At 68.1% G+C, this 25,690-nt stretch carries 25 protein-coding genes; 10 read left to right on the top strand and 15 right to left on the bottom strand.

The genetic code is table 11. From position 1 onward, the window contains the following. Positions 1-3: 3 nt before the first annotated feature. The 6 genes from FND50_RS06975 to FND50_RS06950 all read right to left on the bottom strand — a co-directional run bounded on the left by FND50_RS06975 (position 4) and on the right by FND50_RS06950 (position 7,791). A complete protein-coding gene (locus FND50_RS06975; protein WP_005561131.1) occupies positions 4-648 on the bottom strand; it encodes a CPBP family intramembrane glutamic endopeptidase in 645 nt (214 codons plus the stop codon). Then, a complete protein-coding gene (locus FND50_RS06970; RefSeq protein ID WP_144285249.1) occupies positions 645-2,414 on the bottom strand; it encodes an alpha/beta-hydrolase family protein in 1,770 nt (589 codons plus the stop codon). Before FND50_RS06970 ends, FND50_RS06975 begins: the two co-directional genes overlap by 4 nt. Before the next feature lie 3 nt (positions 2,415-2,417). Further along, a complete protein-coding gene (gene purL / locus FND50_RS06965) occupies positions 2,418-4,739 on the bottom strand; it encodes a phosphoribosylformylglycinamidine synthase subunit PurL (RefSeq protein WP_144285248.1) in 2,322 nt (773 codons plus the stop codon). Between the two features lie 143 nt (positions 4,740-4,882). Beyond that, positions 4,883-6,166, bottom strand: coding sequence for a M18 family aminopeptidase (locus tag FND50_RS06960; protein WP_005254824.1), 1,284 nt, complete (start codon positions 6,164-6,166; stop codon positions 4,883-4,885). Positions 6,167-6,191: 25 nt separating this feature from the next. After that, positions 6,192-6,545 carry a VOC family protein gene (locus FND50_RS06955; protein WP_005244396.1) on the bottom strand — a complete coding sequence of 118 codons (354 nt, stop codon included), beginning with the start codon at positions 6,543-6,545 and terminating at the stop codon, positions 6,192-6,194. Positions 6,546-6,585: 40 nt separating this feature from the next. Next, a complete protein-coding gene (locus tag FND50_RS06950; protein ID WP_144285247.1) occupies positions 6,586-7,791 on the bottom strand; it encodes a macrolide family glycosyltransferase in 1,206 nt (401 codons plus the stop codon). Positions 7,792-7,883: 92 nt separating this feature from the next. Here FND50_RS06950 and FND50_RS06945 point away from each other — a divergent pair, with 92 nt between their 5' ends. Beyond that, positions 7,884-8,474: a TetR/AcrR family transcriptional regulator gene (locus FND50_RS06945; RefSeq protein ID WP_144285246.1), complete on the top strand. Its 591-nt coding sequence runs from the start codon at positions 7,884-7,886 to the stop codon at positions 8,472-8,474. Between the two features lie 9 nt (positions 8,475-8,483). Here FND50_RS06945 and malQ read toward each other — a convergent pair whose 3' ends face one another. Continuing rightward, positions 8,484-10,589 carry a 4-alpha-glucanotransferase gene (gene malQ / locus FND50_RS06940; protein ID WP_144285245.1) on the bottom strand — a complete coding sequence of 702 codons (2,106 nt, stop codon included), beginning with the start codon at positions 10,587-10,589 and terminating at the stop codon, positions 8,484-8,486. A 196-nt stretch (positions 10,590-10,785) separates the two neighbouring features. Between malQ and FND50_RS06935 the strand changes: the two genes are divergently transcribed. Both FND50_RS06935 and FND50_RS06930 read left to right on the top strand, forming a co-directional pair. Then, on the top strand, positions 10,786-11,433 hold the full coding sequence (locus FND50_RS06935) for a HemK2/MTQ2 family protein methyltransferase (RefSeq protein WP_144285244.1): 648 nt from the start codon (positions 10,786-10,788) through the stop codon (positions 11,431-11,433). Positions 11,434-11,491: 58 nt separating this feature from the next. Beyond that, positions 11,492-11,785 (top strand): WhiB family transcriptional regulator, encoded by a 294-nt coding sequence (locus FND50_RS06930; RefSeq protein ID WP_054245733.1) that lies wholly within the window; start codon positions 11,492-11,494, stop codon positions 11,783-11,785. A gap of 44 nt (positions 11,786-11,829) precedes the next feature. Here the strand turns inward: FND50_RS06930 and purQ are convergent, their stop codons facing one another. Together purQ and purS are read right to left on the bottom strand one after the other, a co-directional pair. Further along, positions 11,830-12,507 (bottom strand): phosphoribosylformylglycinamidine synthase subunit PurQ, encoded by a 678-nt coding sequence (gene purQ, locus FND50_RS06925; RefSeq protein WP_005254831.1) that lies wholly within the window; start codon positions 12,505-12,507, stop codon positions 11,830-11,832. Beyond that, the gene (gene purS / locus FND50_RS06920; protein ID WP_005244409.1) at positions 12,504-12,743 is read right to left on the bottom strand and encodes a phosphoribosylformylglycinamidine synthase subunit PurS; all 240 of its coding nucleotides are present in this window, start codon (positions 12,741-12,743) and stop codon (positions 12,504-12,506) included. Before purS ends, purQ begins: the two co-directional genes overlap by 4 nt. A gap of 131 nt (positions 12,744-12,874) precedes the next feature. On the opposite strand from purS, the gene FND50_RS06915 reads away from it, so the two are divergent. Further along, positions 12,875-13,522 carry an MBL fold metallo-hydrolase gene (locus FND50_RS06915; RefSeq protein ID WP_005244410.1) on the top strand — a complete coding sequence of 216 codons (648 nt, stop codon included), beginning with the start codon at positions 12,875-12,877 and terminating at the stop codon, positions 13,520-13,522. Positions 13,523-13,572: 50 nt separating this feature from the next. Here FND50_RS06915 and FND50_RS06910 read toward each other — a convergent pair whose 3' ends face one another. The 3 genes from FND50_RS06910 to FND50_RS06900 form a co-directional block, all read right to left on the bottom strand. Continuing rightward, a complete protein-coding gene (locus FND50_RS06910; protein ID WP_005254832.1) occupies positions 13,573-14,277 on the bottom strand; it encodes a DUF2334 domain-containing protein in 705 nt (234 codons plus the stop codon). A gap of 95 nt (positions 14,278-14,372) precedes the next feature. Beyond that, the gene (locus FND50_RS06905) at positions 14,373-14,867 is read right to left on the bottom strand and encodes a glutathione peroxidase (RefSeq protein WP_005254833.1); all 495 of its coding nucleotides are present in this window, start codon (positions 14,865-14,867) and stop codon (positions 14,373-14,375) included. A gap of 87 nt (positions 14,868-14,954) precedes the next feature. Then, the gene (locus FND50_RS06900; RefSeq protein WP_005254834.1) at positions 14,955-16,340 is read right to left on the bottom strand and encodes a C4-dicarboxylate transporter DctA; all 1,386 of its coding nucleotides are present in this window, start codon (positions 16,338-16,340) and stop codon (positions 14,955-14,957) included. Positions 16,341-16,500: 160 nt separating this feature from the next. Between FND50_RS06900 and FND50_RS06895 the strand changes: the two genes are divergently transcribed. The 4 genes from FND50_RS06895 (at position 16,501) to FND50_RS06880 (ending at position 19,728) form a co-directional block, all read left to right on the top strand. Then, positions 16,501-18,066 (top strand): sensor histidine kinase, encoded by a 1,566-nt coding sequence (locus FND50_RS06895; RefSeq protein ID WP_144285243.1) that lies wholly within the window; start codon positions 16,501-16,503, stop codon positions 18,064-18,066. Then, positions 18,063-18,752 (top strand): response regulator, encoded by a 690-nt coding sequence (locus FND50_RS06890; protein WP_005254836.1) that lies wholly within the window; start codon positions 18,063-18,065, stop codon positions 18,750-18,752. Before FND50_RS06895 ends, FND50_RS06890 begins: the two co-directional genes overlap by 4 nt. Before the next feature lie 82 nt (positions 18,753-18,834). Then, the gene (locus tag FND50_RS06885) at positions 18,835-19,386 is read left to right on the top strand and encodes an LppP/LprE family lipoprotein (RefSeq protein ID WP_144285242.1); all 552 of its coding nucleotides are present in this window, start codon (positions 18,835-18,837) and stop codon (positions 19,384-19,386) included. 162 nt (positions 19,387-19,548) lie between these two features. After that, complete coding sequence (locus tag FND50_RS06880; RefSeq protein WP_005244417.1) at positions 19,549-19,728, top strand: hypothetical protein; 180 nt, start codon at positions 19,549-19,551, stop codon at positions 19,726-19,728. A 103-nt stretch (positions 19,729-19,831) separates the two neighbouring features. On the opposite strand, the gene FND50_RS06875 is transcribed toward FND50_RS06880, so the two are convergent. Genes FND50_RS06875 through FND50_RS36680 form a run of 3 tightly spaced genes read right to left on the bottom strand, consistent with a single transcriptional unit; the run spans position 19,832 to position 23,175 of the window. Beyond that, positions 19,832-21,961, bottom strand: coding sequence for a S9 family peptidase (locus FND50_RS06875; protein WP_064080080.1), 2,130 nt, complete (start codon positions 21,959-21,961; stop codon positions 19,832-19,834). Between the two features lie 3 nt (positions 21,962-21,964). Continuing rightward, a complete protein-coding gene (locus FND50_RS06870) occupies positions 21,965-22,849 on the bottom strand; it encodes a phosphoribosylaminoimidazolesuccinocarboxamide synthase (protein ID WP_007301033.1) in 885 nt (294 codons plus the stop codon). Positions 22,850-22,860: 11 nt separating this feature from the next. Beyond that, complete coding sequence (locus FND50_RS36680; protein ID WP_260850928.1) at positions 22,861-23,175, bottom strand: hypothetical protein; 315 nt, start codon at positions 23,173-23,175, stop codon at positions 22,861-22,863. Here FND50_RS36680 and FND50_RS06860 point away from each other — a divergent pair. Together FND50_RS06860 and FND50_RS06855 are read left to right on the top strand one after the other, a co-directional pair. Further along, positions 23,162-24,619, top strand: coding sequence for an MDR family MFS transporter (locus tag FND50_RS06860; RefSeq protein WP_144285241.1), 1,458 nt, complete (start codon positions 23,162-23,164; stop codon positions 24,617-24,619). The two genes, FND50_RS36680 and FND50_RS06860, sit on opposite strands and share 14 nt — an antisense overlap. Beyond that, on the top strand, positions 24,616-25,656 hold the full coding sequence (locus tag FND50_RS06855; RefSeq protein ID WP_144285240.1) for a D-2-hydroxyacid dehydrogenase: 1,041 nt from the start codon (positions 24,616-24,618) through the stop codon (positions 25,654-25,656). The genes FND50_RS06860 and FND50_RS06855 overlap by 4 nt, the downstream gene beginning before the upstream one ends. Positions 25,657-25,690: the final 34 nt, after the last annotated feature.

The following is a 25,690-nucleotide window of genomic DNA, read 5'->3' as shown; positions in this document are numbered from 1 at the left end:
CGCTCAATCTACTGTGCGGGCCCGCGCGACCTCGGCGGCCACCGCCCCACCGACATTGACCGAAAGGTGCAGCAGTGCAGGGGCTACGACGCTGCCGCTGCGTCGACGCAACCACTCGAACAGCCACGCGGCGGACCCGGTGAGCAGCACGCTTGCGGTGACGCCGTCGCCGGCGATCCGGGCCGCGCGCACGTGCCACAGCCCGAACGTGGCGGCGTGCAGAACGTAGGCCGTCGGGGGCGGCCAGGCCCGTCGCAGCATCGCGGACAGGACGCTGCGGAACAGCAGTTCCTCGTGCGCCACGGTCCCCACCGGGATCCGGAACCCCACCCAGCCGGCGAAATCGGTGACGCCGTCGCCCGCCGGCACACGCCTGCGCAGTGCGGGCACGCTCAGCGTGATCGTGTATCCGGCGAGCGGGACGACCGACGCCAAGGCGCCGTATCGCAGCCCGGACCGGGCCTTCGAGGCGGACAGGCCGAGTTCGTCGACGCCGTACCCCGCGGCGCGCGCTGCTCCCACGACCGACAGTCCGAGCGCACCTCCCGCGACGGCCCGCCCGTACGGGCCGAGCCCCGAACCGGGCAACACCACGTTGTTCCACAGCACGGCCGCCGCCGCACCGGCAACGGAGGCGAGCCTGCTCACTTCTCCGGACCCTCTGTCCCGGCAAGGGATTCGAGAGTGGACCGGACGCGTTCGGTGTCGACGGGCGTCCACCCCTCGGGCTGGGCGACCGTGATCCAGCCGTCGAGGACGAGTGTCCCGTAATTGTGGCCGTGCCCGTCCGGCACGCCTGCGGCGTTGGTGAGGTCGGCGGACACCTGCCAGAACGTCACGAACGGGAACCACTTCATGGACGGCGAACGATCCTCGCCCGGTGGTTCCTTCAACCAGTCGGGCCGGGTGAACGCGAGGTCGGGCGACCACCACACGACGGGATCCGACGGGTGCTGGACGTACAGGATGCGCGGCGACAACCACTCGCCGGTGTCGTCGACCATGTCGGCGGAGTCGTCGGCGAACCGCACCACCAGACCTGCCGAGTACTCGGGGTCGACCTCGGGAGTGCCGGGATCGCGACGCTGGATCAGCTGCCCCCACAGGCGGTTCGAGTTGGGCGGTCCGACCCACAACACGCCGTCGACGGTCTGCCGGATGTCGCTCAGCGTGTCGAAGGCACCCTCCCCCGCCTGGGTGCCGAGACTTTCGCCGTAGACGAGCAGCTTGGGGCGCGTCGCCTCGGGTTCCTGCAACCACCGCTCGTGCACGCGGTCGATCAGTTTCTTCCCCGCCTCCGCGGCCTTCTCACGGTCGGCGAGGAACGATATCCAACTCGGCAGGAACGAGTACTGGCTGGCGACCAACGCCGTGTCACCGTTGTGGACCAACTCGATCGCTTGCGCCGCAGTCGGATTGACCCAACCGGTGCCGGTGGTGGGGATGACGACGAGGACCTTTCGCTGGAACGCGCCGGTCCGCTCGAGTTCGTCGATGACGACGTCCATGCGCGCGTCCGGGTCCTCGGCGGTCTCGAGTCCGGCGTAGACCCGGATGGGGTCCTTGGCCGGTGTGCCGTTGGCCGCCGTGAGTTCGTCGGCGTCGAGCCCTCGGGACACGAAGTTCCGGCCCTCGTACCCGAGGGTGTCCCAGGGTGCCAGCGACTCGGGGCTGCCCGACTTCTCCGGGTCGAGTGGTTGCTCGACGCTGTCGCGGGTGGTCGAATTCTGCAGGCTGAACGCCGCATTCGTGGCGGCGTAGACGCCGCGCATCAGAACACCGTCGACGAGCAGGAAGAACAGCACCGTCACGATGAGGATGCCGACGGTGGTGGCGGTCGGGATCGCGAGGTGCCACCGCCGGATGAGTCGTCCCGCGATCCACCGCACCAGTTCGCGCAGCAGCCGCCACACCGAGATGATCGCGGCGCCCACGAGCAGACTCAGACCGCCCGTGCGGATGTAGCCGGTGGTGGTGGTGCCCTCCGCCCCCATCAGCGCGGCGAGCTCACGCTGCCAAGCCGCGGAGTACGCGAGCATCACGAGGCTCACGACCACGCACGTCACCGTCACGACGACGCGCAGGCCGGTGGACCAGGGTTCCGGCAACGGCCACCACGACCGGTGCCGCAGGAAGTAGCGACGCACCAGCCAGCCGATCGCCGTTCCCATCGTGTAACCGATCGCGGCGTTGATGCCGCCGATCAGCCCCTGGAACAACCAGTCGCGGGGCAGCAGCGACGGCGTCAGCGACCAGCAGAAGAACAGCGTCGCGAACGCGATGCCGGTGAAGTCGAGCCGAAGGAAACGCCAGGTCCGGTCGAGTCGGGGACCGTGGAGGAGTGCAGGATCAACCAGCCGCGAGAGTTCCCGCGGCCCCCTGTCAACCCTCTCCAATGCCCCCGATTCGACCATTCATCACCCGAACAATGCCGGCAGAGTTCCCTCGAACGTCGTGCGCAGCTCGGCCAGCGAGACCGAGAACTGGCCCTGGACCTCGACGGAATCGGACCCCTCGTCCACCACACCGATGCGCACCCACGGGAGATTACGGGCCGTGCACATACCGGTGAAGCGAGTTTCCTCGGTGCGCGGGACCGCGACGAGCACGCGGCCCGACGACTCGGAGAACAGGGTGACGAACGGGTCGGCGTCGTCGGGAAGCAGGATGCGGCAGCCCGTCTCGCCGGCCAGCGCGGCCTCGACGACGGTCTGCGCGAGACCACCTTCGGACAGGTCGTGCGCCGCGGACACCAGTCCGTCGCGGGACGCCGCGAGGAGGATGTCGGCGAGCAACTGCTCCCGTTCGAGGTCGACCTGCGGCGGCACACCGCCGAGGTGACCGTGTTCGACCTGCGACCAGATGGACCCGTCGAACTCGTCGCGGGTGTCGCCGAGCAGGATCAGCGTTTCGCCCGGTTCCAGTCCGAGACCGGTGGGGATGCGACGGTGCACGTCGTCGATGACGCCGAGCACGGCCACCACCGGGGTGGGCAGGATCGGGGTCGAGCCGGTCTGGTTGTAGAAGCTGACGTTGCCGCCGGTGACGGGGATGCCGAGCTTCGCGCAGCCGTCCGCCAGGCCGCGGACGGCCTGCTGGAACTGCCACATGACGCCGGGATCCTCGGGGGAACCGAAGTTCAGGCAGTTGCTGACGGCCTTGGGGGTGGCGCCGGTGACGGCGACGTTGCGGAAGGCCTCGGCGAGCGCGAGCTGCGCGCCGGCGTACGGGTCGAGCGCGGTGTAGCGGCCGGACGCGTCGGTGGCGAGCGCGATGCCGCGGCCCGTCTTCTCGTCGACGCGGATCACGCCCGAGTCGGCGTTCTCGGCCAGGACCGTGTTGCCGCGCACGTAGCGGTCGTACTGCTCGGTGATCCACTTGCGACTGCACAGCGCCGGGGACGCGAGCATCTTCAGCAGGGTGGCCTTCAGTTCGTCGGCCGACTCGGGACGCTTCAGTCCGGCGGTGGTGTTCGCGACGAGGGCGTCCTGGCTCGCGGGACGCTGCACGGGGCGCTCGTACACCGGGCCCTCGTGGGCGACGGTGCGCGGCGGCACGTCGACGACGGTCTCGCCGTGCCAGGAGATGGTGAGCCGCTCGCCGTCGGTGACCTCACCGATGACGGTGGCGAGGACGTCCCACTTCTTGCAGACCTCCATGAACGCGTCGACGTTGTCGGGGGTGACGACGGCGCACATGCGTTCCTGGGACTCGCTGGACAGCACCTCGGCCGCGGTCATGCCGGTGGCCCGCATCGGGACCTGCTCGAGGTTGATGTGCATGCCGCCGTCGCCGGCCGCGGCGAGCTCGGACGTGGCGCAGGACAGGCCGGCGCCGCCGAGGTCCTGGATACCGACCACGAGCTTCGCGGAGTACAGCTCGAGACAGCACTCGATGAGCACCTTCTCGGTGAACGGGTCGCCCACCTGCACCGCCGGGAGCTTCTTCCGGCTTTTCGATGCTCCAGCTCCACCTTCGGCTTCGTGTTCGTCCCCGCTCTCGTCGCCGTCGAACGTCTCCGACGCGAGCACGGACACGCCGCCGATGCCGTCGAGGCCGGTGCGCGCACCGAACAGGATGATCTTGTTGCCGGCACCGGAGGCGAACGCGAGGTGCAGGTCCTCGACGCGCATCGCGCCGGCGCACAGGGCGTTGACCAGGGGGTTACCGGCGTACGACGCGTCGAACACGGTCTCGCCGCCGACGTTGGGAAGGCCGAGCGAGTTGCCGTAGCCGCCGACTCCGCGCACCACACCGTCGACGACGCGTCGGGTGTCGGGGGCGTCCGCCGCACCGAAGCGCAGCTGGTCCATGACCGCGATGGGCCGTGCACCCATGGCCATGATGTCGCGGACGATGCCGCCGACGCCGGTGGCCGCGCCCTGGTAGGGCTCGACGTAGGAGGGATGGTTGTGGCTCTCGACCTTGAACGTGACGGCCCAGCCGTCGCCGATGTCGACGACGCCGGCGTTCTCGCCGATGCCCGCGAGCATCGAGGAACGCATCTCGTCGGTCGTGGTCTCACCGAAGTACTTCAGGTGCACCTTGGACGACTTGTAGGAGCAGTGCTCGCTCCACATCACCGAGTACATCGCGAGCTCGGCCTCGGTGGGGCGGCGGCCCAGGATCTCCTTGATGCGGGCGTACTCGTCGTCCTTCAGCCCCAGTTCCTTGAAGGGCTGTGCGACGTCGGGGGTCGCGGTGGCGGCGGTGACGGTGTCGACCGGGTGTGCTGACACTGGAGGTGGGGTCCCTTCCCTACGGGAGTCAAGAGAGGCAAGCCGGGAGTCACGGCCGGCGCAAGCCGGGTGGCGACGAGCCGTACGTCAGTCTATCCGGCGGCTCCTTCCGGTACCGACCTGGCGCTCCTCGCCCCGCTTCCTCACGCGGTCGGTGTGAGGAAGGCCGCAAGGGCGTCGGAGTAGGCCCGCACGTCACGGGCGCCCATCAGCTCCCGCGACGAATGCATTCCGAGCTGCGCGGCGCCCACGTCGACGGTGCTCAGCCCGGTCCTGGACGCGGTGATCGGGCCGATGGTCGAACCGCACGGCAGATCGGCCCGGTGCACGTACCGCTGCAGCGGCACGCCGGCCTGGTCGCAGGCGAGGGCGAACGCCCCGGCTCCGGCCGCGTCGGTGGCGTAGCGCAGGTTCTGGTTGACCTTGAGCACCGGTCCCCCGTTGACGGCGATGTGATGGGCGGGCTCGTGCCGCTCCGGGTAGTTGGGGTGCGTCGCGTGCGCCATGTCTCCGGACGCGCAGATCGATCCGGCCATCGTCTGCAGGAATTCTTCTCGACCGCCGCCGCGGCCGAGGACGATGCGCTCGAGCACGGTGCTCAGGAGATCGGAGAACGCGCCCCGATCGGACATGCTCCCCACCTCCTCGTGGTCGAACAGCGCGAGCACCGGCACCCGGTCCCCGGGGTTCTCGGCCGCCGCCAGCAACGCCTGGGTGCCCGCGTAGCAGGTGCCCTGGTTGTCGAGCCGCGGCGCACTGACGAGGTCCTGTTCGGTTCCGACGAGGGCGCTGGGCGCGAGATCGTGGGTCATCAGTTCCCATCCGAGCACGGCGTCGGCAGGCACCTCCGCCCGGTCGGCCACGAAGTCGATGAACGAGCGGCGTTCGGACCCCACACCCCACACCCCGTTGAGGTGGCGCTGCGGATCGAGGTGGACGCCCTTGCGGTCCTCGGACAGGTGGATCGCCAGCTGCGGGACGCGCAGGATCGGCTCGTCGACGCGGACGAGCCTCTCCTCGACCGTGTTGCCGGCCCTTACACTCAGCCGCCCGGAGATGCCCAGGTCGCGGTCGAGCCACGAGTTGAGCCACGCACCGCCGTACGGTTCGAGACCCACCAGCTGCCACCCTGCCGACGACAGGTCGGGGTGCTGTTTGACGCGCAGGTTCGGGCTGTCGGTGTGCCCGCCGACGATGCGGAACGGCGCCGTCCGGCCCAGCCCTTCGGTACTCCACGCGATGAGGGATCCGCCGCGCACCAGGAAGTACCGGCCGGGCTCGCCGGGCCACGAGTCGGCCTCGTGCAACTCGGTGAAACCGTTGCCGGTCAGCAACATCGACACCGTCGCGCACACATGGAACGGCGACGGTGATGCATCGACGAAGGTGCAGAGTCCCTGGGCGTCGGCCCACGTAGTGGAAGGCATGGGGTCAATCATGCAGGACCCATTGTCAGGTGTGGGGACCCGAGACGCAGAACTGGTTGCCGTCGGGATCGGCGAGCGTGACCCACCGGAAGTCGCCCATCTCGTGCTGCGCGACCTCCGTGGCGCCCTCGGCACTGAGCCTGCCCACCTCGCCGTCGAGGTCGTCGGACGCCAGGTCGAGGTGGATGCGGTTCTTCCCCGGAGTGGGGTCGCCGACCTTCTGGAACGCCAGCTTCTGCGCGGAATCCGGGAGGGCGACGACGTAGAACCAGCCGTCGTTCTCCTGCTCGATCGTGCCCGCCGTCTGCTTCGCCCACCATTTGGCGAGGGGCCCCGGGTCCGTGGTGTCGAACGTGATCATGCCGAGTGTGAGTGCCATGCCCGCAGAGTAGACGTGACCACCGACACGTTTCGCGGCGTCACAGGAACTCCTCGATCACCCGGACTGCGGCGTCCACTCCACCCGCAGAACGTAACTCGGCGGCGAGCTCCGCGCTGCGGCGCCGGACCGGCTCGGCGTCGACGTGCGCGAGCGCGTCCCGCAACTCGGCTGCCGATCCCTCCGAACCGCCCACTCGCACCGCGACTCCCGCGGCGACGAGCGCGTCGGCGTTCTCGAACTGGTCGGTGGCCTGCGGCGCGGCGATCATCGGCGTTCCCGTGAACATTCCTTCACTGGACCCGCCCATGCCGGCGTGGGTAAGGAACGCGTCGGCCTGCCCGAGGATGTCGTACTGGGGCACCCACCGGTGGACCTCGACGTTGCCGGGCACGGTTCCGAGTTCGGCGACATCGACGTGCTGACCGATCTGCAAAACGACGTGCCAGCCGTCGAGGTCGCCGAATGCGTCGATGCAGCGCCGGTAGAAGTCGGCGTGATCGGTGAACGCGGTGCCGAGCGAGATGAGCAGCACCTTTCCCGCGTCTGCCGGACGCTGCCACCGGCCGTCGGCGGGCCGCCGGGTGGGCAGTGCCGGTCCGACGAACGTGTAGACGTCCTCGTCGACGCGGTCGGCGTTGGGCTGCATCGATTTCGCGATCAGCACGACCGCCCGGGCCGGGCGCCCGTAGAACTCGTCCGGGTCCGTCTCGACACCGTTGTCCCGCAGCAGCTTCCCTTGCCGCTCGTACAGCGCGGCGCCGCGCGGGTCCGCCCGCATCGTGTCCACGAGCGACTTCATGTCGTCTTCGTAGCCTTCCCACGCCACGTACGTCGGCGACAACTGCACGATCGGGACGCCCCATTCCTCGGCGAGGACGCGTGCGGGACCTCCCGCGATGTCGTAGAGGAACAGGTCGGGGCGGTCGTCCTCGTACAGCGCCCGCAGTTGGGGCAGCATCGACTCGTACTCGGCCTGGAACAGCGTGAGCTGATCGATGGTGTCGCCCTCCCAGGACTTCTCGGACTCCTCCGTCGCACCTGCGGTGTTCACGCGCGGCAACGTCGAGGCGTATTCCTTGAATTCCGCTCCGGTGCTCTCGACGACGTCCTTCACGGCGGCGTCGTTGGCGTACGTCACGCGGTGCCCGCGCGTGACGAGTTCGCGGAGAATCTCCAGGCTCGGGTTGACATGCCCGGGTGCCGGAATGCTGACCATGGCGATGTGTGAGCGGGTCATATTCATCCTCCGATACGGAACGGTCCGTCTCGATCCAGAGTGACACGTGCAAACAGCCGAGTCAAGACGATACGTCTCGTCTGGTCTACGATCCATTCATGCCGTCCGCCGACAATCCCCGCCGTTCCGAACGGTCCCGCGCCGCGATATTGCAGGCCACGCAGGAACTGATCCGCGAACAGCCCTACGCGAAGATCAGCATCGAAGGCATCGCCGCGCACGCCAAGGTCGGGAAACAGACCATCTACCGATGGTGGCGATCGAAGGGCGCGCTCGTCGTGGACGCCCTGCACGAACAGAACGCGGCCGGCGCCCAGCAGACCATGGCACTGCCGGACACCGGCGACCTCGCCGCCGACATGCGGCTGGTCCTGCGGGCCACGGTCGACGAGTTCACCTCACCCGATTTCGAACCGCTGTTCCGGGCGCTGGCCATCGAATCCCTGCAGGATCCCGCACTGCAGGAACAGATCGTCGAGCGGATCTACCGGCCGCAGTTCGAGTTCGTCGCGGCGCGGTTCCGTTCCGCGCAGGAAGCGGGGCAGGTGCGGCCCGACGTCGACCTCGCCCTCGCGTTCGAGTTGTTCATGGCGCCGTTGTTCTACCGCTGGCAGAGCGGAGCGCATCCCCTCACCCACGACCACGCGGACGCCGTCGTAGACCTGGCGATGCGCGCCCTCGCACCCTGACGGCCGGGATCAGCGGCCGTCGTCGACGAATCCGAAATCGCCGTCCGCCAGGTCTTCGACGTGGACGGCACGCCCCGACGCGTCGGCGAGGGGAATCTTCCAGTTCGAGTACTGGGTCTCGTCGGTGCCCGGCTGATTCTGCACGCGGTACTCCCCCACCAGGTCGGCGAGCGCGACACCCGTCAGCAACGACGGGCTCCGGTCGATCAGCCGGTACAATGCCTTCACGGTGTCGGGTATCGACGCGTCGGCCGCCAGCAGTCCGCGGTCGCGCGCCAATTGCAGCACGGCCTCGCGCTGCCGGGCGTCGTGTTCCTTCTCGAGTTCGAGGTCGCGTTCGAGGAGCCCGAGCCGCGAGCGCAATTCGATGTGTTCGCCGGCCAGGTATCCCGCGGTCGGCGGAAGATCGTGCGTGGTAACGGATGTCAGGCACAGAGTCCGGTACTGCTCCGGTGGTGTCGGCCGCTCGCCGTCGTGCTCGAACCACAGGATCGACGTCCCCAGGATCCCGCGCTCGGCGAGGTAGTCCTGGACCGCGGGTTCGAAAACCCCGAGGTCCTCGCCGATCACCACCGCACCTGCCCGCTCGGCCTCGAGCGCGAGGATCCCGACGAGAGCCTCGTGGTCGTAGGAGACGTACGTTCCGTCCGCAGGCGACTCCGCGTCGGCGGGGATCCACCACAGCCGGAACAGCCCCAGGATGTGATCGACCCGCAGCCCACCCGCGTGCTTCAGCACGGTGCGCAGCATGTCGCGGTACGGGGCGTACCCCAGTTCGGCCAGCCGATCAGGACGCCACGGCGGCTGATTCCATTGCTGACCCTGCTGATTGAAGTCGTCGGGAGGAGCGCCGACGGTAATGCCCTCAGCCAGAGCCGTTCCCAGCGACCACGCGTCCGCACCCCCGCGCTGGACCCCGACCGCGAGATCGTGCACGATCCCGATGTCCATGCCTGCCGCGCGCGCCGCGTCCTGTGCGTCGGAAAGCTGCTCGTCGCATACCCATTGCAGCCACGAGTAGAACTCGATTCGCGGCGCGAGCTTGCGCCGCTGCGCCTGCACCCAGTCGCTGTCGGGCGCACCGGCCTTCGTCGTCCATCGCGGGTCGTCCGGCGACAGTTTCTCGGTGAGCGCACACCAGGTCGCGAAGTCCCGCAGTCCGTCCCCCTCGTCGCGGCAGAACTGCTCGAACGCGTGCTGCCTGCTCGGGCTGCGCTCGATCCGGAAGACCCGTTCGAGCACTCGGAGTTTGGCGCGGTACGACGGGTTGCGGTCGATCCGGTCGGACCGGTCGTTCGCCCGCTCGAATCGCGCTGCGGCGTCGCGCATCCGCGCATGACGTCGCGCCGAGAGGTACGCCGTCTCCGGGATGTTCTCGACACGGATGTACATCGGGTTGACGTAGCGGCGGGTGGTCGGCAGGTACGGCGACGCCTCGATCGGTGGGCGGGGCTGCGCGGCGTGCAGTGGGTTGACCAGCACGTAGTCGGCGCCGTGGACGGAACCGAAGATCGATGCGAGATCCGCGAGGTCGCCGAAGTCCCCGACACCCCAGGAACGACGTGACCGGATCGAGTACAACTGCGTGAGCACACCCCAGCGCCGGCGGTCGCGCAGCGCGTCGGACGTCGACAATCGTGCCGGTGTCACGACGAGCGTGCACGACGAGGACGTGTGCGAGGTGGACGCCCGCACCGTGTGCCACCCGCAGGGGACGTCGGCGGGGACGACGAACGTCGCCCGGCCGACCAGGGCGCCGTCGACCTGCCGCGGATCGACCCACACCTGGAGCTGGCGTGCCGGAACCGTTCCGCCCGACTCCGTGTCGATCGTGACGTCCACCGCCTCACCGTGTGGAACGTGGACCGCGAAACGGGTCTCGAACCCTTCCCTGCCGACGACGACGGGCGGCAGCATTCGTCGCCACGGTGCTACGTCGCATTCGGAGAGGGCGTGTCGCACCTCGTCCCCAGTTCCAGCGGGAATGTCCAGGGCCGAGAGGACGCTGCGGAGCGTGTCGTCACGCACGTCGTGGCGCTGCTGATCCCAACCCCGGTACGACGTCGCGACCCCGTGCCGGGCCGCGAGGTCACGCAACTGCTCGGTGTACGTCACCCCACCGATCGTGCCAGGTCACCTCGGAATCTGCGCGGCTAACGGCCGGTGCCACGGCGGTCGGTGCGTCACGGCGTGATTGGCCCTGCGCCCGGCTGGGTAACTGTGGAGTAATCAGACGCACGGCGTCCAGGGTGAGCTCGCGAGGGAATGCCGTGGACGCACCACGATGCGACCGGCGACCGAGGAGTCTTCGATGCTGCTACGTCTTCCCGGAGTCTATCGCCCGCAACATGATACGCAGTTGCTGGCCGACGTCTTGGCGGCGGAGCACCTCGGTCCCGAATCCCGGGTGCTCGATCTCTGTGCGGGGACCGGCGCGCTGAGCATGCGCGCCGCCGCCGCAGGTGCAGGCCGGGTGACCGCGGTGGACGTGTCGAGGCGAGCGGCAATCAGCGTCAGACTCAATGCCCTTGTCGGAGGGCACCAGATCCGGGTCATCCACGGGGATCTCATCGAGCAGGTTCGCGAGGAACGGTTCGACGTCGTCGTATCCAACCCGCCGTACGTTCCGGCACCGGTCGACGCCGTACCCGACCGCGGTCCGGCGCGGGCCTGGGACGCGGGGAAGAACGGTCGCGCGCTTCTCGATCGGATCTGCTGCCAGGCCCCCGACGTTCTCGTCGCCGGTGGGGTTCTGCTGCTGGCGCAGTCCAGCCTGAGCGGAGTCGAGAAGACACTGACGACGCTCGAGGAACAGAACATGCGGGTCGACATCGCCGCGACCGCCGAGATCCCCTTCGGACCGGTCCTCGTCGAACGCAGAGGCATGCTCGAGCGGAGAGGGCTCATCGAGGTCGGTCAGACCCACGAAGAGATCGTGGTGGTCCGCGCCGTCAAGTAAACATCGAGTTCTGTGCCACAACACTTTTCAGTGCCGACGACACTCCCAGGGAGCCGACATGCCGTCATCTACTCGCCTTCCCAGCCCCAATACCGAAGCCTGGGACTGGCAGATCCACGCCCTGTGCCGGGGCATCGAATCGTCCGTGTTCTTTCATCCCGACGGCGAACGGGGTAACGCCCGCAGCAACCGCGAACGTCGCGCGAAAGCGATCTGCCGGCGCTGCCCCGTTCTCGTCGAATGCCGGGACCACGCCCTGAGCGTGACCGAACCGTTCGGAATCTGGGGCGGGCTCACCGCGTCCGAACGCCGCGGCATCGCGCAACACGGCGAGGGAACCGTCGCCGTCTGACCCGGCACCGTGCAGGCCCTCGGCCACACACGGTGCCGACCGGCTCAGGCGGAGATGACGCTGTCGAGGACGGAGTAGAACATGCCGAGTCCGTCGTCGCTGGGGCCGGTGAGGGCCTCGGTGGCGTGCTCGGGGTGCGGCATGAGGCCCACGACGCGGCCGTTGGCCGAGGAGATGCCTGCGATGCCGCGCTGCGAACCGTTCGGGTTGTCGCCGACGTAGCGGAACACGACGCGGCCCTCACCCTCGAGTTCGTCGAGGACGTTCTGCGACGCCTGGTAGCGGCCCTCGCCGGACTTGAGCGGGACGAGGATCTCGGCGCCCGACTCGTAGCGCGACGTCCACGCCGTCGACGTGGCCTCGACCTTCAGCCACTCGTCGCGGCAGATGAAGTGCAGGCCCTCGTTCCGGGTGAGCGCGCCGGGCAGGAGCCCCGCTTCACACAGAACCTGGAAGCCGTTGCAGATACCGAGGACGGGCATGCCACCCTGCGCGGCCTGCACGACCTTGCCCATGACGGGCGCGAACCGTGCGATGGCGCCGCACCGCAGGTAGTCGCCGTAGGAGAAGCCACCGGGGACGATGACGGCGTCGACACCCTTGAGGTCGGCGTCGCCGTGCCACAGGCTCACGGCCTCGCCGCCGGCGAGGGTCACCGCGCGGGCGGCGTCGACGTCGTCGAGGGTGCCGGGGAAAGTGATGACTCCGACGCGGGCGCTCATGCTTCGACGCGCCGCACGGTCCAGTCCTCGATCACCGTGTTGGCCAGCAGGGCCTCGGCGATCTTCTCGAGCTGAGCGTCGTCGACACTGCCGTCGACCTCGAGCTCGAACCGCTTGCCCTGACGGACATCGGAAACTCCAGCGAAGCCGAGCCGCGGCAGCGCTCCGACAATGGCCTGCCCCTGGGGGTCGAGAATCTCGGCCTTGGGCATGACTTCGACGACGACACGGGCCACGTGCTGCTCCTTGTAGTAGTGCGCGAGCCCAGAGTGGAACACCGGGCACCCGGAAGTTTACCGGGCTACCTGCCTGCGGTTCGCATCGGACGAACGGGACGAGCCATGCGTGCAGGCGCATACTCGAATTCATGCGACTGACTCACTTCGGCCACAGCTGCGTCCTCGTCGAGTTGAACGGTTCCACCATCCTCTTCGATCCGGGCAACTTCTCCCACGGATTCGAGGGCATCACCGGACTGGACGCGATCCTGGTGACCCATCAGCACCCCGACCACGTCGACCAGCAACGACTGCCCGCCCTCGTCGAGGCGAACCCCGGCGCGGCCCTGTACTCGGACCCGCAGACCGCGGCCCAGCTCGGCGGCGCGTGGACGGGGGTGCACGCCGGCGACGAATTCGACATCGGCGACGTGCACGTCACCGGCACCGGCGGCAGGCACGCGGTGATCCACCCCGACATCCCGGTGATCGACAACACGGCGTTCCTGCTCGGCGATGCCGGCAACCCCGCCCGGCTGATGCACCCGGGCGACTCATTGTTCGTTCCGGAGCAGAAGGTCGACGTGCTGGCGCTGCCCGCCGCGGCGCCGTGGCTGAAGATCTCCGAGGCCATCGACTACCTGCGAGCAGTCGCACCGCGGGTCGCGGTGCCGATCCACCAGGCGATCATCGCGAACGAGGCCACCGGCATCTTCTACGGCCGCTACTCGGACATGGCTCCCGAGGGCACCGAGTTCCGCACGATGCCGAGCGAGTCGAGCGTCGAGGTGGCCTGACGGCCCCGTGAGTACTTGTCAACCGCCCGCGGTTGACAAGTACTCACGGGTCAGGCGGCACCGATCTGCGGGATCCGCGGCTCCCAGCGGTACACCTGCGGCCGCGCGTGGTGGTAGAGCGCGAGGTCGACGGCGTCGAGCATCGCCTGCCGCGGTCCCGACGTGCCCAACTGCTTCGCGGTGACGGCGAGGCGCACCACGCCCCCGCGCCTGGCGGTCCGTCCGGAGCCGAGGACGAGCGCCCGGCACCACCACGGTTCGGCACGGAAACCCTCACCGATCCCCAGCACCCGCGACCGCACCGACGTCTCGCGTTCGAGGTCGTGGACGGCGGTCATCACGGCCAGCAGCCGGAAGCCGGCGGACGGCAGAGCCGCGACGGCACCCTGCGACGCCAGCCAGCGGGGAGGAGCGAACAATCTGGTGCGCAATCCGGTCTGCTCCATCACCCGGTCCGCCGCGAGCAGCCGCAACCGCGCCTCGTGCTCGGGAAGCGAGGCGAACTCGGCCCGGCGACGCTTGGTCGCGGCCTGGTCGTATCCGTGCAGGACGACGGCGTCGCCGCGGGATCGGCGCGCACGGACCCAGTCCTGCGTCGCGGGGTCGTTGACCAGTCGATACTTGTCTTTCAGGCGCGGGGCGACGAGCAGCGACAGCGGTACGCCGCGCGCATCCATCTCCTCGGCGAACGCGGCCGCGAAGTCGCGCGTCTCGTCCTTGATTCCTGACACCGACACGATCAGCTGTCCGGTCATGGCCCCAGCGTGACAGGTGAACGTGAACAGCGAGCAAAGCTCGTGCGCCTTTCCGGTAGTGGGAGCTACCGAAAAGGCGCACGAGCGCGGAGCGCCTACTTGGGCAGGGCTGCCTCGATGGCCTCGACGACCTCGGGGGCGTCGGGTTCGGTGCGGGGGCGGAACCGGTTCACGACGGTGCCGTCGGGTGCGACGAGGAACTTCTCGAAGTTCCACTGGATGTCGCCCGCGGTGCCCTCGGCGTCGGCGGCCTTGGTCAGTTCTTCGTAGAGCGGGTGCCGGTTCTCACCGTTCACCTCGATCTTCTCCAGCAACGGGAACGTGACGCCGTAGGTGGTGGAGCAGAAGGTCTCGATCTCTTCGGCGGTGCCGGGCTCTTGCCCCATGAACTGGTTGCACGGGACGCCGATCACGGTCAGTCCGCGGTCGGCGTAGTCGGTGGCGAGCTTCTCGAGGCCCTTGTACTGCGGGGTCAGTCCACACTTCGAGGCGACGTTCACCACGAGGACGGCGCGACCGTCGTATTCGCCGAGTGAGGTCGGCGTGCCGCCGAGTGTGTTGATGCCGATGTTCTGAACAGGTGTCGTCATGCGAACCAACGTAGCCAACAAACCTCTGTGCGCCCAGGCTTCGAATCGCCCGGGCGCACAGAGGTTTTTTTTACTTCGGAGTGGGTGTCAGCTCTTCACGAGAACCCGCGGCTCGTCGGCGGCAGGGGTCTCGGTGACCTGCTCTTCGACGACCTCGCCGTGGCCGTCGTCGACCATCGTCGACTCGTCGAACGGGAGCTTGCCGTCGAGGACGGTGCGGACGCGATCGTTGTCGATCGTGTTGGTCCAGGAACCGACGAGCAGGGTGGCGACAGCGTTGCCGGAGAAGTTCGTGACCGCGCGAGCCTCGGACATGAACCGGTCGATACCGACGATGAGGCCGACGCCGTCGAGCAGTTCGGGACGGTGACTCTGCAGGCCGCCCGCGAGGGTGGCGAGCCCGGCGCCGCTGACTCCGGCAGCACCCTTGGACGCGATGATCATGAACACCAGCAGCGACAGCTGCTCGGGGAAGGACAGCGGCTGGCCCATTGCGTCGGCGATGAAGATCGACGCCATGGTCAGGTAGATGGCAGTGCCGTCGAGGTTGAACGAGTAGCCGGTGGGGACGACGACACCGACGGTGGTGCGCTCGACGCCGACGTGTTCCATCTTCGCGATCAGGCGGGGCAGTGCGGACTCGGACGAGGACGTGGCGAAGATCAGCAGGTACTCACGGGCCAGGTACCGGACCAGCTTGAAGATGGAGACGCCTGCGACGACGCGGAGCACGGATCCAAGGACACCGAACACGAAGATCAGGCAGGTCAGGTAGAAGCCGAGCATGAGCGTGGCGAGCTGGACGACGGCGCCGAGGCCGGTCTGGCCGACGACGTTCGCGATGGCACCGAAGGCACCGATCGGTGCGAGCCACAGGATCATCGACAGGATCTTGAAGACGAGCTTCTGCACGGAGCCGACAGCGCGCAGGATCGGCTCACCCTGCTTGCCCAGGGCCTGCAGTCCGAAGCCGACGAGCAGCGCGACGAACAGGGTCTGCAGCACGCTTCCCTCGGTCAACGCCGACATCAGCGACGTGGGGATGATCGACTGGAGGAAGTCCATGGTGCCGCCGGCGCCGTGGGCCTTCTCGGCGAGCGCCGCTCCGGTTCCCGCGGTGTCGGCGCTGATGTTCAGGCCGGAGCCCGGGTTGAGCAGGTTGCCCACCAGCAGGCCGATGCCGAGCGCGACCGTCGACATGCCGATGAAGTAGGTGAGGGCGAGTCCGCCGACCTTGCCGACCTTGGCGGCGGCCTTCACCGATCCGATGCCGAGGACGATCGTGCAGAAGATGACCGGGCTGATCATCATCTTGATGAGGTCGACGAACATCGTGCCGAGCACGCCGAGCGACTTGCCGACTCCCGGAGCCAGCCATCCGACGAGGACGCCCGCGACGACGGCGACGATGACCCCCATGTACAACCAGTGTGTCCGGTCGCGCTTCTTGGTCTTCCCTGTCGCAGTACTCATGGGATTGTCCTCCAATTCGAGTGGCAAGCTGATCGGTGAGGCCGGTTAGTGACCGCGATCACGTCTTGGAAGAATCTTCTAAGCGATCGCTTGGCTGGAGAAGTTTGTGTTCATTACGTTCAGGAGAAATGCATTGCCGCACCATCCGCCGAGACGGCCCATGAGCGTCGCGAGGCAGCTCTTCCTCCTGCAGCTCGTCGTGTTGGTGCTGGTCATCGGGGCCGGGACCGCGCTGGCCATCGTCGACCAGCGTCGCGACAGCGACGAGACCACCCGACGCGCCGTCACGGCCGTCGCCACCACGCTCGCGATGTCGGACGGCACCGTCGAGGCATTGCGGTCCCCCGACCCGACGGCGGTTCTCCAGCCCCAGACCGAGCAGATCCGTGCCGCGACCGGCACCGATTTCATCGTCGTGATGACGCCCGCCGGTATCCGCTTCACCCACACCAACCCGGAGCTGATCGGTGGTGTGTTCTCCGGGAACATCGACCGCGCCCTCCGGGGGGAGACGTTCACGGAGACGTATGCCGGTTCGCTCGGACCGTCGATCCGGGCCGTGGCCCCGGTGTACGACGGCGACCGGATCGCGGGTCTCGTGTCGGTCGGCGTCACACGCGAGAAGATCGGCGACCAGTTCGCCGCGAGCCTTCCGACCATCTTCGCGGTCGCCGCGATCGGTCTGGCGGTGTCGGCGGCCGGATCGTTCCTGCTGAGCCGGCGGCTGCGCCGTCAGACGCTGGGGATGGCACCGGACGAGCTGCGGCAGATGTACGAGCATCACGACGCCGTCCTGCACTCGATCGGCGAGGGCCTGGTGGTGCTCGGCCGCGACAGCGGTGACACCGCGAGGGCCGAAGTGGTGAACGACGAAGCGCGCCGCCTCCTCGATCTCCCGGAGGGCCCCGTCCCGGTGGCCGCGCTGCCGGAGTCGTTGCGGCAGTCGCAGGACGACGATTCCCGGGACGAGGTGCACGTGACCCCCGACCGCGTGCTGCTCGTCAGCCGGGAGCCCGTGACGTGGGAGGGACGGCGTCTCGGGACGGTGCTGACCCTGCGCGATCGCACCGAATTGCAAAGCGTCATGGGCGAACTCGACTCCGTGCGCGGATTCGCGGAATCGCTGCGGTCGCAGGCCCACGAATCGGCGAACCGTCTGCACACGATCATCACGATGGTCGAATTGAGCCGCTACGACGACGCGATCGCGTTCGCCACCGAGGATCTACGGTTGTCGCAGGAACTGATCGACCGCCTGATGTCGGCGGTGCACGAACCCGCCCTGGCCGCACTGCTGCTCGGCAAGGTGGGTGTGGCCGCCGAACGGGGAGTCGACCTGACCGTCACCGAAGACACCGCCCTCGGACCCGTCGCGCCGCTCAGTGCGCGTGAACTCGTCACGCTGGTGGGTAATCTCGTGGACAACGCGATCGACGCCGCCCGCGGTGCGACGGAATCCCCCGGAGAGGATGCGTGGGTGGAAGTGACCGTGCGTCAGGAGAATTCGATGATGGTGGTGCGGGTGGCCGACAGCGGCCCCGGTATTCCCGCCGACGAACTCGACAAGGCGGTCACGCGCGGCTATTCCACCAAGTCGGGTCAGCGCGGGCTCGGGCTGGCGTTGGTGGCCCAGGTGGTGGCGCGGCACGGCGGGACGATCCACACGGAGCCGTCGCTCGGATCGATGATCGTCGTCGAGATCCCGATCGAGGGGGCCGCCTCGTGATCCGCGTGATGATCGTCGAGGACGAACCACTCATCGCCGAGGCGCATCGCGCGTACGTGGAACGCATTCCGGGCTTTTCGGTCCACACCGTCGTTCACGACGGCAGCAGCGCCATGCGCGCGGTCGCCGCCGCGAACGGCAGCGACGACCCCATCGACCTCGTCCTCCTCGACATCGGCCTGCCGGATGCCAGCGGACTCGACGTGGCGGCGGCACTGAGCGGCGTGCGACCGAGTCCCGACGTGATCGCGGTGACCTCGGCCCGCGACCTCGAGATGGTCCGCACCGCCGTGGCCCGCGGTATCGCGTTGTATCTGCTGAAGCCGTTCACGTTCGCGGCGTTCCGCGACAAACTCGAGCGGTACCGGGAATTCCGCGACGCGCTGCCCGCCGGAAGCAACGCGCTGAGTCAGCACGACATCGATCGGGCGATGTCCGCGCTGCGCACCTCCGACGAGCGTGCGGCGTCCCCGAAAGGTGTTGCACCTCAGACACTCGACCACGTCTCCGCGTGCATCCGTGACGCTGCCGGACCGCTGACGGCGGCCGAGGTGGCAGCCGACATCGGTGTCTCCCGGGTCACGGCCTGGCGGTATCTCGAACGCCTCGCCGACGACGGGGTGCTCACCCGGCACACCGAGTACGGCCGGGCGGGGCGCCCGCAGATTCGGTACGCGCTGCGCTGACCCCCGTAACGAACCGGCGGCGTCACGCGAGACAGTGAGTGGGGCGAAGTAATTCCTGTCGGGGACGATGCAGGGAGAACACATGAAGGCTCACGTGGCGGCATTTCTGACCGTTGCGGCTGCGACCGCACTCACTGGGTGCACTGGAAGCGACAACGCGGCAGAATCCGCCGCCTCCCCGGTCCCACAGGCCGCTTCTGCCGCACAAGTACACAGCGGGCCGTGTCTCGACCTCGATTCCGCACTGGTCAGCGACGCGTTCGCGACGCTCGGCAATGCACCGGGTGGCGATCCGTGGGTACCCGGAACCGCGTCCGATGCCGCCGGCGAGGACTGCCCCACGCTGCTGTGGGCCACGGCGGAGACACCCATGGGAACGGTGAGTTCGCCGACCCAGGTGCTGTTCTTCCACGAGGGCACGTATCTGGGCACCGCGACAGCCGAATCGTTTGCCTACACCGACGTGGTCGGATCCACCGACGACTCCGTCTCGGTGCAGTACAGGTGGCTCGGCGAGCAGGACGCCAATTGCTGCCCGTCGGGCGGACCTGCGGTCGTCACCTACTCCTGGGACGGGTCCAGGGTCGTCATGGAGCAGCCGTTACCGCAGGAGATGCTCGACTCGTACAAGTGAAATACGACTATCACTGCAGCGCAACAGTATTGACATGGCACGGGAGGGACTACCGGAGAGGGTCGAGAAAAGCTCCGCCAGAGGTTGTGGCCTGCATCACATCGGTGGACGATTGGAGAGGAGTCACCTCCGGCTCGCAGTAACTCAGTCAAGGACCTTCACATGTCTAGCAGAATTGCCACCACACTCGCCGCAATCGCAATGACCCTGTCACTCGGCGCTCTCGCCGCCCCCGCAGCTGTCGCCGCACCGCTCGCTCCCGCACCGACCCCGGCAGTCGGTTCGATCGCCGTCTGCCTCAACTTGCCACTGGGGTCGGCCAGCATCAGCTTCTGCATCTGAGCCGTGAGAGGCGGAAAGCCCCCTCCCACTCCGATTTCCGCCTCGCCCGCCGATGCTTTTCACACGCCGAGATATCGCATCCTCGGCGCGGGTGCCGCCGTACCTACTCGCCGATCGTGTCGAGCACCCAGGCGAATTCGAACGCTACTTCTTTCCACTTCTCGTAGCGTCCGCTGACACCGCCGTGCCCGGCGCTCATCTCCGTCTTGAGGAGGAGCGGCGAGTCGCCGGTCTTGGTGGCGCGCAGTTTGGCGACCCACTTCGCCGGTTCGACGTAGAGCACCCTGGTGTCGTTGATGCTGGTGATCGCGAGGATCGCCGGGTAGTCCTTGGCCTCGACGTTCTCGTACGGGCTGTACGAGCGCATGTATTCGTAGACCTCGGGGTTCTCGAGCGGGTTGCCCCACTCGTCCCATTCGATGACGGTCAGCGGCAGCGAGGGGTCGAGGATCGACGTCAGCGGGTCCACGAAGGGAACGTTGGCGAGGATTCCGGCGAACAGTTCGGGTGCCAGGTTGGCCACCGCACCCATCAGCAGGCCGCCTGCGCTGCCGCCGTCGGCGATCATCTGCTGCGGCGTGGTGCGTCCGGTGTCGATCAAATGCTGTGCGCTCGAGACGAAGTCGGTGAAGGTGTTCTTCTTCGTAAGCGTCTTGCCGGTCTCGTACCAGTGCCGGCCCATCTCGCCGCCACCACGCACGTGCGCGACTACGAACACCACTCCGCGGTCGAGCAGGGACAGCCGCGCGACGGAGAACGCGGGATCCATGCTGGCCTCGTACGATCCGTACCCGTAGAGGAGGGTCGGGGCGGGGTCGTCGACGCCGTTCGTCTTGCGCCGGACGATCGAGAGCGGGATGCGCGTCCCGTCCTCGGCGACGGCCCAGTCGCGTTGCTGCTCGTAGTTTCCGGCATCGAATTCGCCGAGCACGGGTTGCGACTTGCGCAGGGCGAGTTCACCCGTCGACAGCACGTAGTCGTAGACCTGGCCGGGCGTGATGAACGACGTGAACGCCATCCGCAGTGTCGGCTGCCGCCATTCCGGGTTGGCGCCGAGCCCGACGCTGAAGAGTTCCTCGTCGAATTCGATCTCCGTGAACTCGCCGTAGCCGTCCTCACCGAGCGGCCAGATGGCCAGCCGGGTCAACGCTTCGCGGCGGTAGCCGAGCACGAGGTGGTCGGCGAACGCGTCGACCTCCTCCAACCGCACGTCGGAGCGGTGCGGAATGAGGATGGTCTGCGACGTCGGGTCGGACACCGGCGCGTCGGCGAGCACGAAGTTCTCGGCCTTCTCACCGTCGACGACGTCGTTGTGCATGATCAGGAAGCGGTCTTCCCCCGCGACGACCGCGTGTTCGACGCCGTACTCGACGCCCTCGCGTCGCGGCAGCACCACCCGGAACTCGCCCTCGGGGTTCTCCGATTCGAGCACCCAGCCTTCGCTGGTGATCTTCGACCCCACCCAGATCATGAGGTACTTCTCGCTCCGGGTGGACCCGACCGACACCCAGAACCGCTCGTCCGGCTCGTGGAACACGGTGACGTCCTGCGCACGGTCGGTGCCGAGCTTGTGCCGCCACACCGTGTCGGGACGCCAGGAGTCGTCGACGGTGAGATAGAAGACGTGACTGTGGTCGATGGCCCAGGTGGCGCCGGGCGCGGTCTCGGGGATTTCGTCGGGCAGCAGTTCGCCGGTCACGAGGTTCTTGAAGCGCAGCGTGTACCGCTCGTCGCCGACCACGTCGACCGAGTACGCGAGGAGCGTGCCGTCGTGGCTGAGGGAGAAGGCGCCGATGGAGAAGAAGTCGTGACCCTCGGCCTCGGCGTTGCCGTCGAGTAACACCTGCTCACCGGGGAGTTCGACACCCGGAGCCAGTTCCGGCGGGGTCCAGTCGTCGGGGCCGTCGATCGGTGCCCGGCACTGGACGCCGTACTGCTTGCCCTCGATGGTGCGGGCGTAGTACCACCAGTCGCCCATGCGGGTGGGAACCGACATATCGGTTTCCTGCGTACGGGACTTGATCTCCTGGAAGATCTGGTCCCGCAGCGGCGCGAGATGCGCGGTCTGCTGCTCGGTGTACGCGTTCTCGGCCTCGAGGTACGCGACGACTTCGGCGTCTTCCTTGTCGCGCAGCCACTCGTACTCGTCGACGAACGTGTGACCGTGGTGGACGCGTTCGGTGGGAACCTTCTTCGCGACCGGCGGGGTGAGTTTCGCGCCTTCGGAGGTCATGTCTCAGCCCACCCAGTCCGCGAACGACAGACCCGAGATCCGCTCGTACGCTTCGATGTACCGCTCGCGGGTCGCCTCCACGATCTCCGCGGGCAGCGGCGGCGGCGGAGTGTCGGACGCGCGGTCCCAGCCGGATTCGGGGCCGGTGAGCCAGTTGCGGACGAACTGCTTGTCAAAGCTCGGCTGCACCTTCCCGGCCTCGTACCCGTCGGCCGGCCAGTACCGGGACGAGTCGGGGGTGAGGACCTCGTCGGCGAGAATCAGGTTGCCCTGCGGGTCCAGTCCGAACTCGAGCTTGGTGTCGGCGAGGATGATGCCCCGGTCCGCGGCGAAGTTGGACGCCCGGCCGTAGATGTCGAGGGTGTCGTCGCGCAGCTTCACGGCCAGGTCCTGGCCCACCTTCTCGACCACGGCCTCGAAACTGATGTTCTCGTCGTGCTCGCCCAGCTCGGCCTTGCTGGCGGGCGTGAAGATCGGGTCGGGAAGCTGGCTCGCCTCCACCAGCCCCTCGGGCAGTGCGACGCCGCACACCGCGCCGGTCTCGTTGTAGTCGATCAGCCCCGACCCCGTGAGGTAGCCGCGGGCCACGCACTCGACGGGGACCATGTCCAGCTTCCGGACCACCAGCGCGCGGCCGAGAACCTCTTCGGGGATCCGGCTGTCGTCGGGTTCACCGGCCAGATGGTTATTGCCACCGAGGACGCCGAAGAAGAAGACGCTCATCGCGGTGAGCACCCGCCCCTTGTCCGGGATCGGGGTGCTGAGGACGTGGTCGTAGGCGGAGATCCGGTCGCTCGCGACCAACAGAAGGTGCTCGTCGTCGATCGTGTAGAGGTCGCGGACCTTGCCACCGGCCAGATGGGCGTATGAATCGAGTGAGGGGCGCACGGTGACCCAGCCTATCGGTCGGGCACCGACCCTCGGCCGCTGACCTTCGAGCTGGGGAGACGTCCCGCCGTCGACTTCCCCGTCATCTCGTCGCCCTCGACGAGGACATCGAACTGCAAGTGGAGGCGCAGCGGCTTGGTGATGGACTGCGACCAGGTGAGCCGGTTCCCGTCGAGCTCCGGGTCGGTGAGCGGGACTTCCTCGGCGACCGCGTAGCGGCGTCGCGCGCACAGCCGCAGAACACTTCGTCTCCCGTTGTCGTTACCGTTGGTCAGGAACTCTTGTGAGCGCGGTAACCGGAGAAGGTGGGTAATGGCGACGGACACGACCCCGGTCGACGTCGGGTTCCGTTCGGAACGCGGACCGATTCTCGTGTCACTGATGCTCACGACGTCGCTCGTCGCGCTCGATGCGACCATCATCTCCACCGCCGTCTTCACCATCGTCGGGGACCTCGGCGGCTTCTCCCAGTTCCCGTGGCTGTTCTCGATCTACCTGCTCACCCAGGCCGTGTCCGTGCCGATCTACGGCAAGCTGGCCGACATCTTCGGCCGGCGGCCGGTGATGCTACTGGGCATCGCATTGTTCGGCGTCGGCTCGGTGCTGTGCGGGATCGCGTGGAGCATGCCCGCTCTCATCGCGTTCCGCGCGGTGCAGGGTCTCGGCGCCGGGGCCGTCCAGCCGATGAGCATGACCATCGCCGGAGACATCTACACCCTCGCCGAACGCGCCAAGGCCCAGGGCTATCTGGCCAGCGTGTGGGGCATGTCGGCGGTGATCGGCCCGACCCTCGGCGGGGTGTTCTCCGAGTACCTGTCGTGGCGGTGGATCTTCTTCGTCAACATTCCTCTCTGCCTGCTCGCGGCGGTGATGCTGATCCGCAACTTCGACGAGAAGCGGGTGCGCACCCAGCGGTCCATCGACTACGCCGGCGCCGGAATCCTGGCAGTCGGGGCGACACTGCTCATTCTCGGACTCCTCGAAGGCGGGCAGGCCTGGGCGTGGAGTTCCCCGATCAGCCTCGGAATCTTCGCGGCGGGTGTCGTGTTCCTCATCGTCTTCGTCCTCGTGGAACGGCGCGCCGCCGAACCGGTGCTGCCGCTGTGGGTGTTCACCCGGAGGGTTCTCGCGGCGAGCAGTCTCGTCTCACTGCTGGTCGGGGCCATCGTCCTGGGCCTGACCACGTACGTGCCCACCTTCACCCAGGGCGTCCTCGGGACGGGCGCACTGGTGGCCGGGTTCGCGCTGGCCACCCTGACCATCGGCTGGCCGATCGCCGCGTCGCAGTCCGGGCGCGTGTACCTGCGCTTCGGCTTCCGGGTCACGGCCACCGCGGGCAGCCTGCTGGTCGTGGCGGGCACCGCTCTCACGTTGAGCCTGTCCATCGACTCGGCGGTGTGGCAGGTGGCGATCTGCTGCTTCGTCATCGGCGGCGGCATGGGTCTCGTCGCGAGCCCCACCCTCATCGCGGCGCAGTCGAGCGTCGACTGGTCGGAGCGCGGCGTCGTCACCTCGACCAACATGTTCGCCCGGTCCATCGGCAGCGCCGTGGGGGTCGCCCTGTTCGGCGCCCTCGTCAACGCGCGACTGGGCGGCGCCGACAACCCCGCCCCCGCCGACCTGGCCGGCGCCCTGCAGCTGGTGTTCGTCGCCGCCCTCGGCGCGGCCGTCGTACTCGTCGTCGCCGCGGCGGCGATGCCGAAGTCTGCATCCGCGCCGGAGGTCGAGCCGAGCGCACCGACGTCCGAACCGCCGGCGGTGAAGGAGTGACCGTGCCCGACCCGTGCGTCGACGTGCTCGTCGCGTCGTATCTCGAGCAGGACCTGGTCGACAGGATCGCTGACAGCGACCCTCGGGTACGGGTGTCGTACGCACCCGACCTGCTCCCCCGGCCTCGATGGCACAGCGATCACGTCGGGGTGCCGCGTGATCTGACGGCCGTCGAGCACGACCGGTGGTCGTCGATGTTGCGGACCGCCGACGTGATGTTCGACTTCGACTGGCGGCACCCCGAACGCACCCTCGAACAGTCGCCGAATCTGCGATGGATTCAGGCGACGTCCGCGGGCGCCGGGCAACTGATCGAGAAATTCGGGCTGTCGCGCGCTCCGCTGACGGTGACGACCGCCGCGGGAGTCCACGCCGAACCGCTGGCGGAGTTCGCGCTCGCAGGCATTCTGCATTTCGCACGCGGCCTCCCCCGGCTGATCGCCGACCGGCAGACCCGGACCTGGCGCAAACAGGAAACGACCGAGCTCGCGGGACGCCACGCGCTGATCGTCGGCGCCGGCAAGATCGGCTCGCGCACAGCGGAACTCCTCCGGTGCTTCTCCGTCACCGCAAGCGGGGTGGCCCGCACCCCGCGCCCTGCAGGCGCCCCTTTCGACAGCATGACCACCACGGACCGGATCGCCGAGCACCTGCCCGCCGCGGACATCCTCGTGATCTCCTGCGCCCTCACCGACGACACTCGCGGACTGATCGGACGCCGGGAACTCGCCGCCCTCCCCGACGGCGCACTGGTCGTCAATCTCGGACGGGGACCGATCATCGACGAAGACGCTCTCGCAGAAGCACTGTCGACGGGACGGCTGGGCGGGGCGGTCCTGGACGTCACCGCCACCGAACCCCTCCGAGACGCTTCGCCGTTGTGGACGGCCGACAACGTCATCCTCAGCCCGCACAGCGCCGCCAACGTGCCGTCCGAGAACGCGAAGATCGTCGATCTGTTCGTCGAGAACCTCGGACGCTACCTGTCGGGTGACGGCACGCTGATCAACGAGTTCGACTTCGACGCGGGATACTGACCGCACAGAGCTGCCGCAGCCGCTACCGTAGGTA

This window comes from Rhodococcus sp. WB9 (assembly GCF_007558985.1).
In the GTDB taxonomy this organism is placed as follows: Bacteria; Actinomycetota; Actinomycetes; order Mycobacteriales; family Mycobacteriaceae; genus Rhodococcus_F; species Rhodococcus_F opacus.
The sequence above is the reverse complement of the archived record's forward strand: the minus strand, read 5'-3'. Positions and strand labels throughout refer to the sequence as shown.

Coding starts and splice junctions, on each gene's coding strand:
- FND50_RS06970 (WP_144285249.1), bottom strand. CDS start 2,414: ATGGTCGAATCGGGGGCATTGGAGAGGGTTGACAGGGGGCCGCGGGAA.
- FND50_RS06960 (WP_005254824.1), bottom strand. CDS start 6,166: ATGCCTTCCACTACGTGGGCCGACGCCCAGGGACTCTGCACCTTCGTC.
- FND50_RS06955 (WP_005244396.1), bottom strand. CDS start 6,545: ATGGCACTCACACTCGGCATGATCACGTTCGACACCACGGACCCGGGG.
- FND50_RS06950 (WP_144285247.1), bottom strand. CDS start 7,791: ATGAATATGACCCGCTCACACATCGCCATGGTCAGCATTCCGGCACCC.
- FND50_RS06945 (WP_144285246.1), top strand. CDS start 7,884: ATGCCGTCCGCCGACAATCCCCGCCGTTCCGAACGGTCCCGCGCCGCG.
- FND50_RS06935 (WP_144285244.1), top strand. CDS start 10,786: ATGCTGCTACGTCTTCCCGGAGTCTATCGCCCGCAACATGATACGCAG.
- FND50_RS06930 (WP_054245733.1), top strand. CDS start 11,492: ATGCCGTCATCTACTCGCCTTCCCAGCCCCAATACCGAAGCCTGGGAC.
- purQ (WP_005254831.1), bottom strand. CDS start 12,507: ATGAGCGCCCGCGTCGGAGTCATCACTTTCCCCGGCACCCTCGACGAC.
- FND50_RS06915 (WP_005244410.1), top strand. CDS start 12,875: ATGCGACTGACTCACTTCGGCCACAGCTGCGTCCTCGTCGAGTTGAAC.
- FND50_RS06910 (WP_005254832.1), bottom strand. CDS start 14,277: ATGACCGGACAGCTGATCGTGTCGGTGTCAGGAATCAAGGACGAGACG.
- FND50_RS06905 (WP_005254833.1), bottom strand. CDS start 14,867: ATGACGACACCTGTTCAGAACATCGGCATCAACACACTCGGCGGCACG.
- FND50_RS06900 (WP_005254834.1), bottom strand. CDS start 16,340: ATGAGTACTGCGACAGGGAAGACCAAGAAGCGCGACCGGACACACTGG.
- FND50_RS06895 (WP_144285243.1), top strand. CDS start 16,501: ATGAGCGTCGCGAGGCAGCTCTTCCTCCTGCAGCTCGTCGTGTTGGTG.
- FND50_RS06885 (WP_144285242.1), top strand. CDS start 18,835: ATGAAGGCTCACGTGGCGGCATTTCTGACCGTTGCGGCTGCGACCGCA.
- FND50_RS06880 (WP_005244417.1), top strand. CDS start 19,549: ATGTCTAGCAGAATTGCCACCACACTCGCCGCAATCGCAATGACCCTG.
- FND50_RS06875 (WP_064080080.1), bottom strand. CDS start 21,961: ATGACCTCCGAAGGCGCGAAACTCACCCCGCCGGTCGCGAAGAAGGTT.
- FND50_RS06860 (WP_144285241.1), top strand. CDS start 23,162: ATGGCGACGGACACGACCCCGGTCGACGTCGGGTTCCGTTCGGAACGC.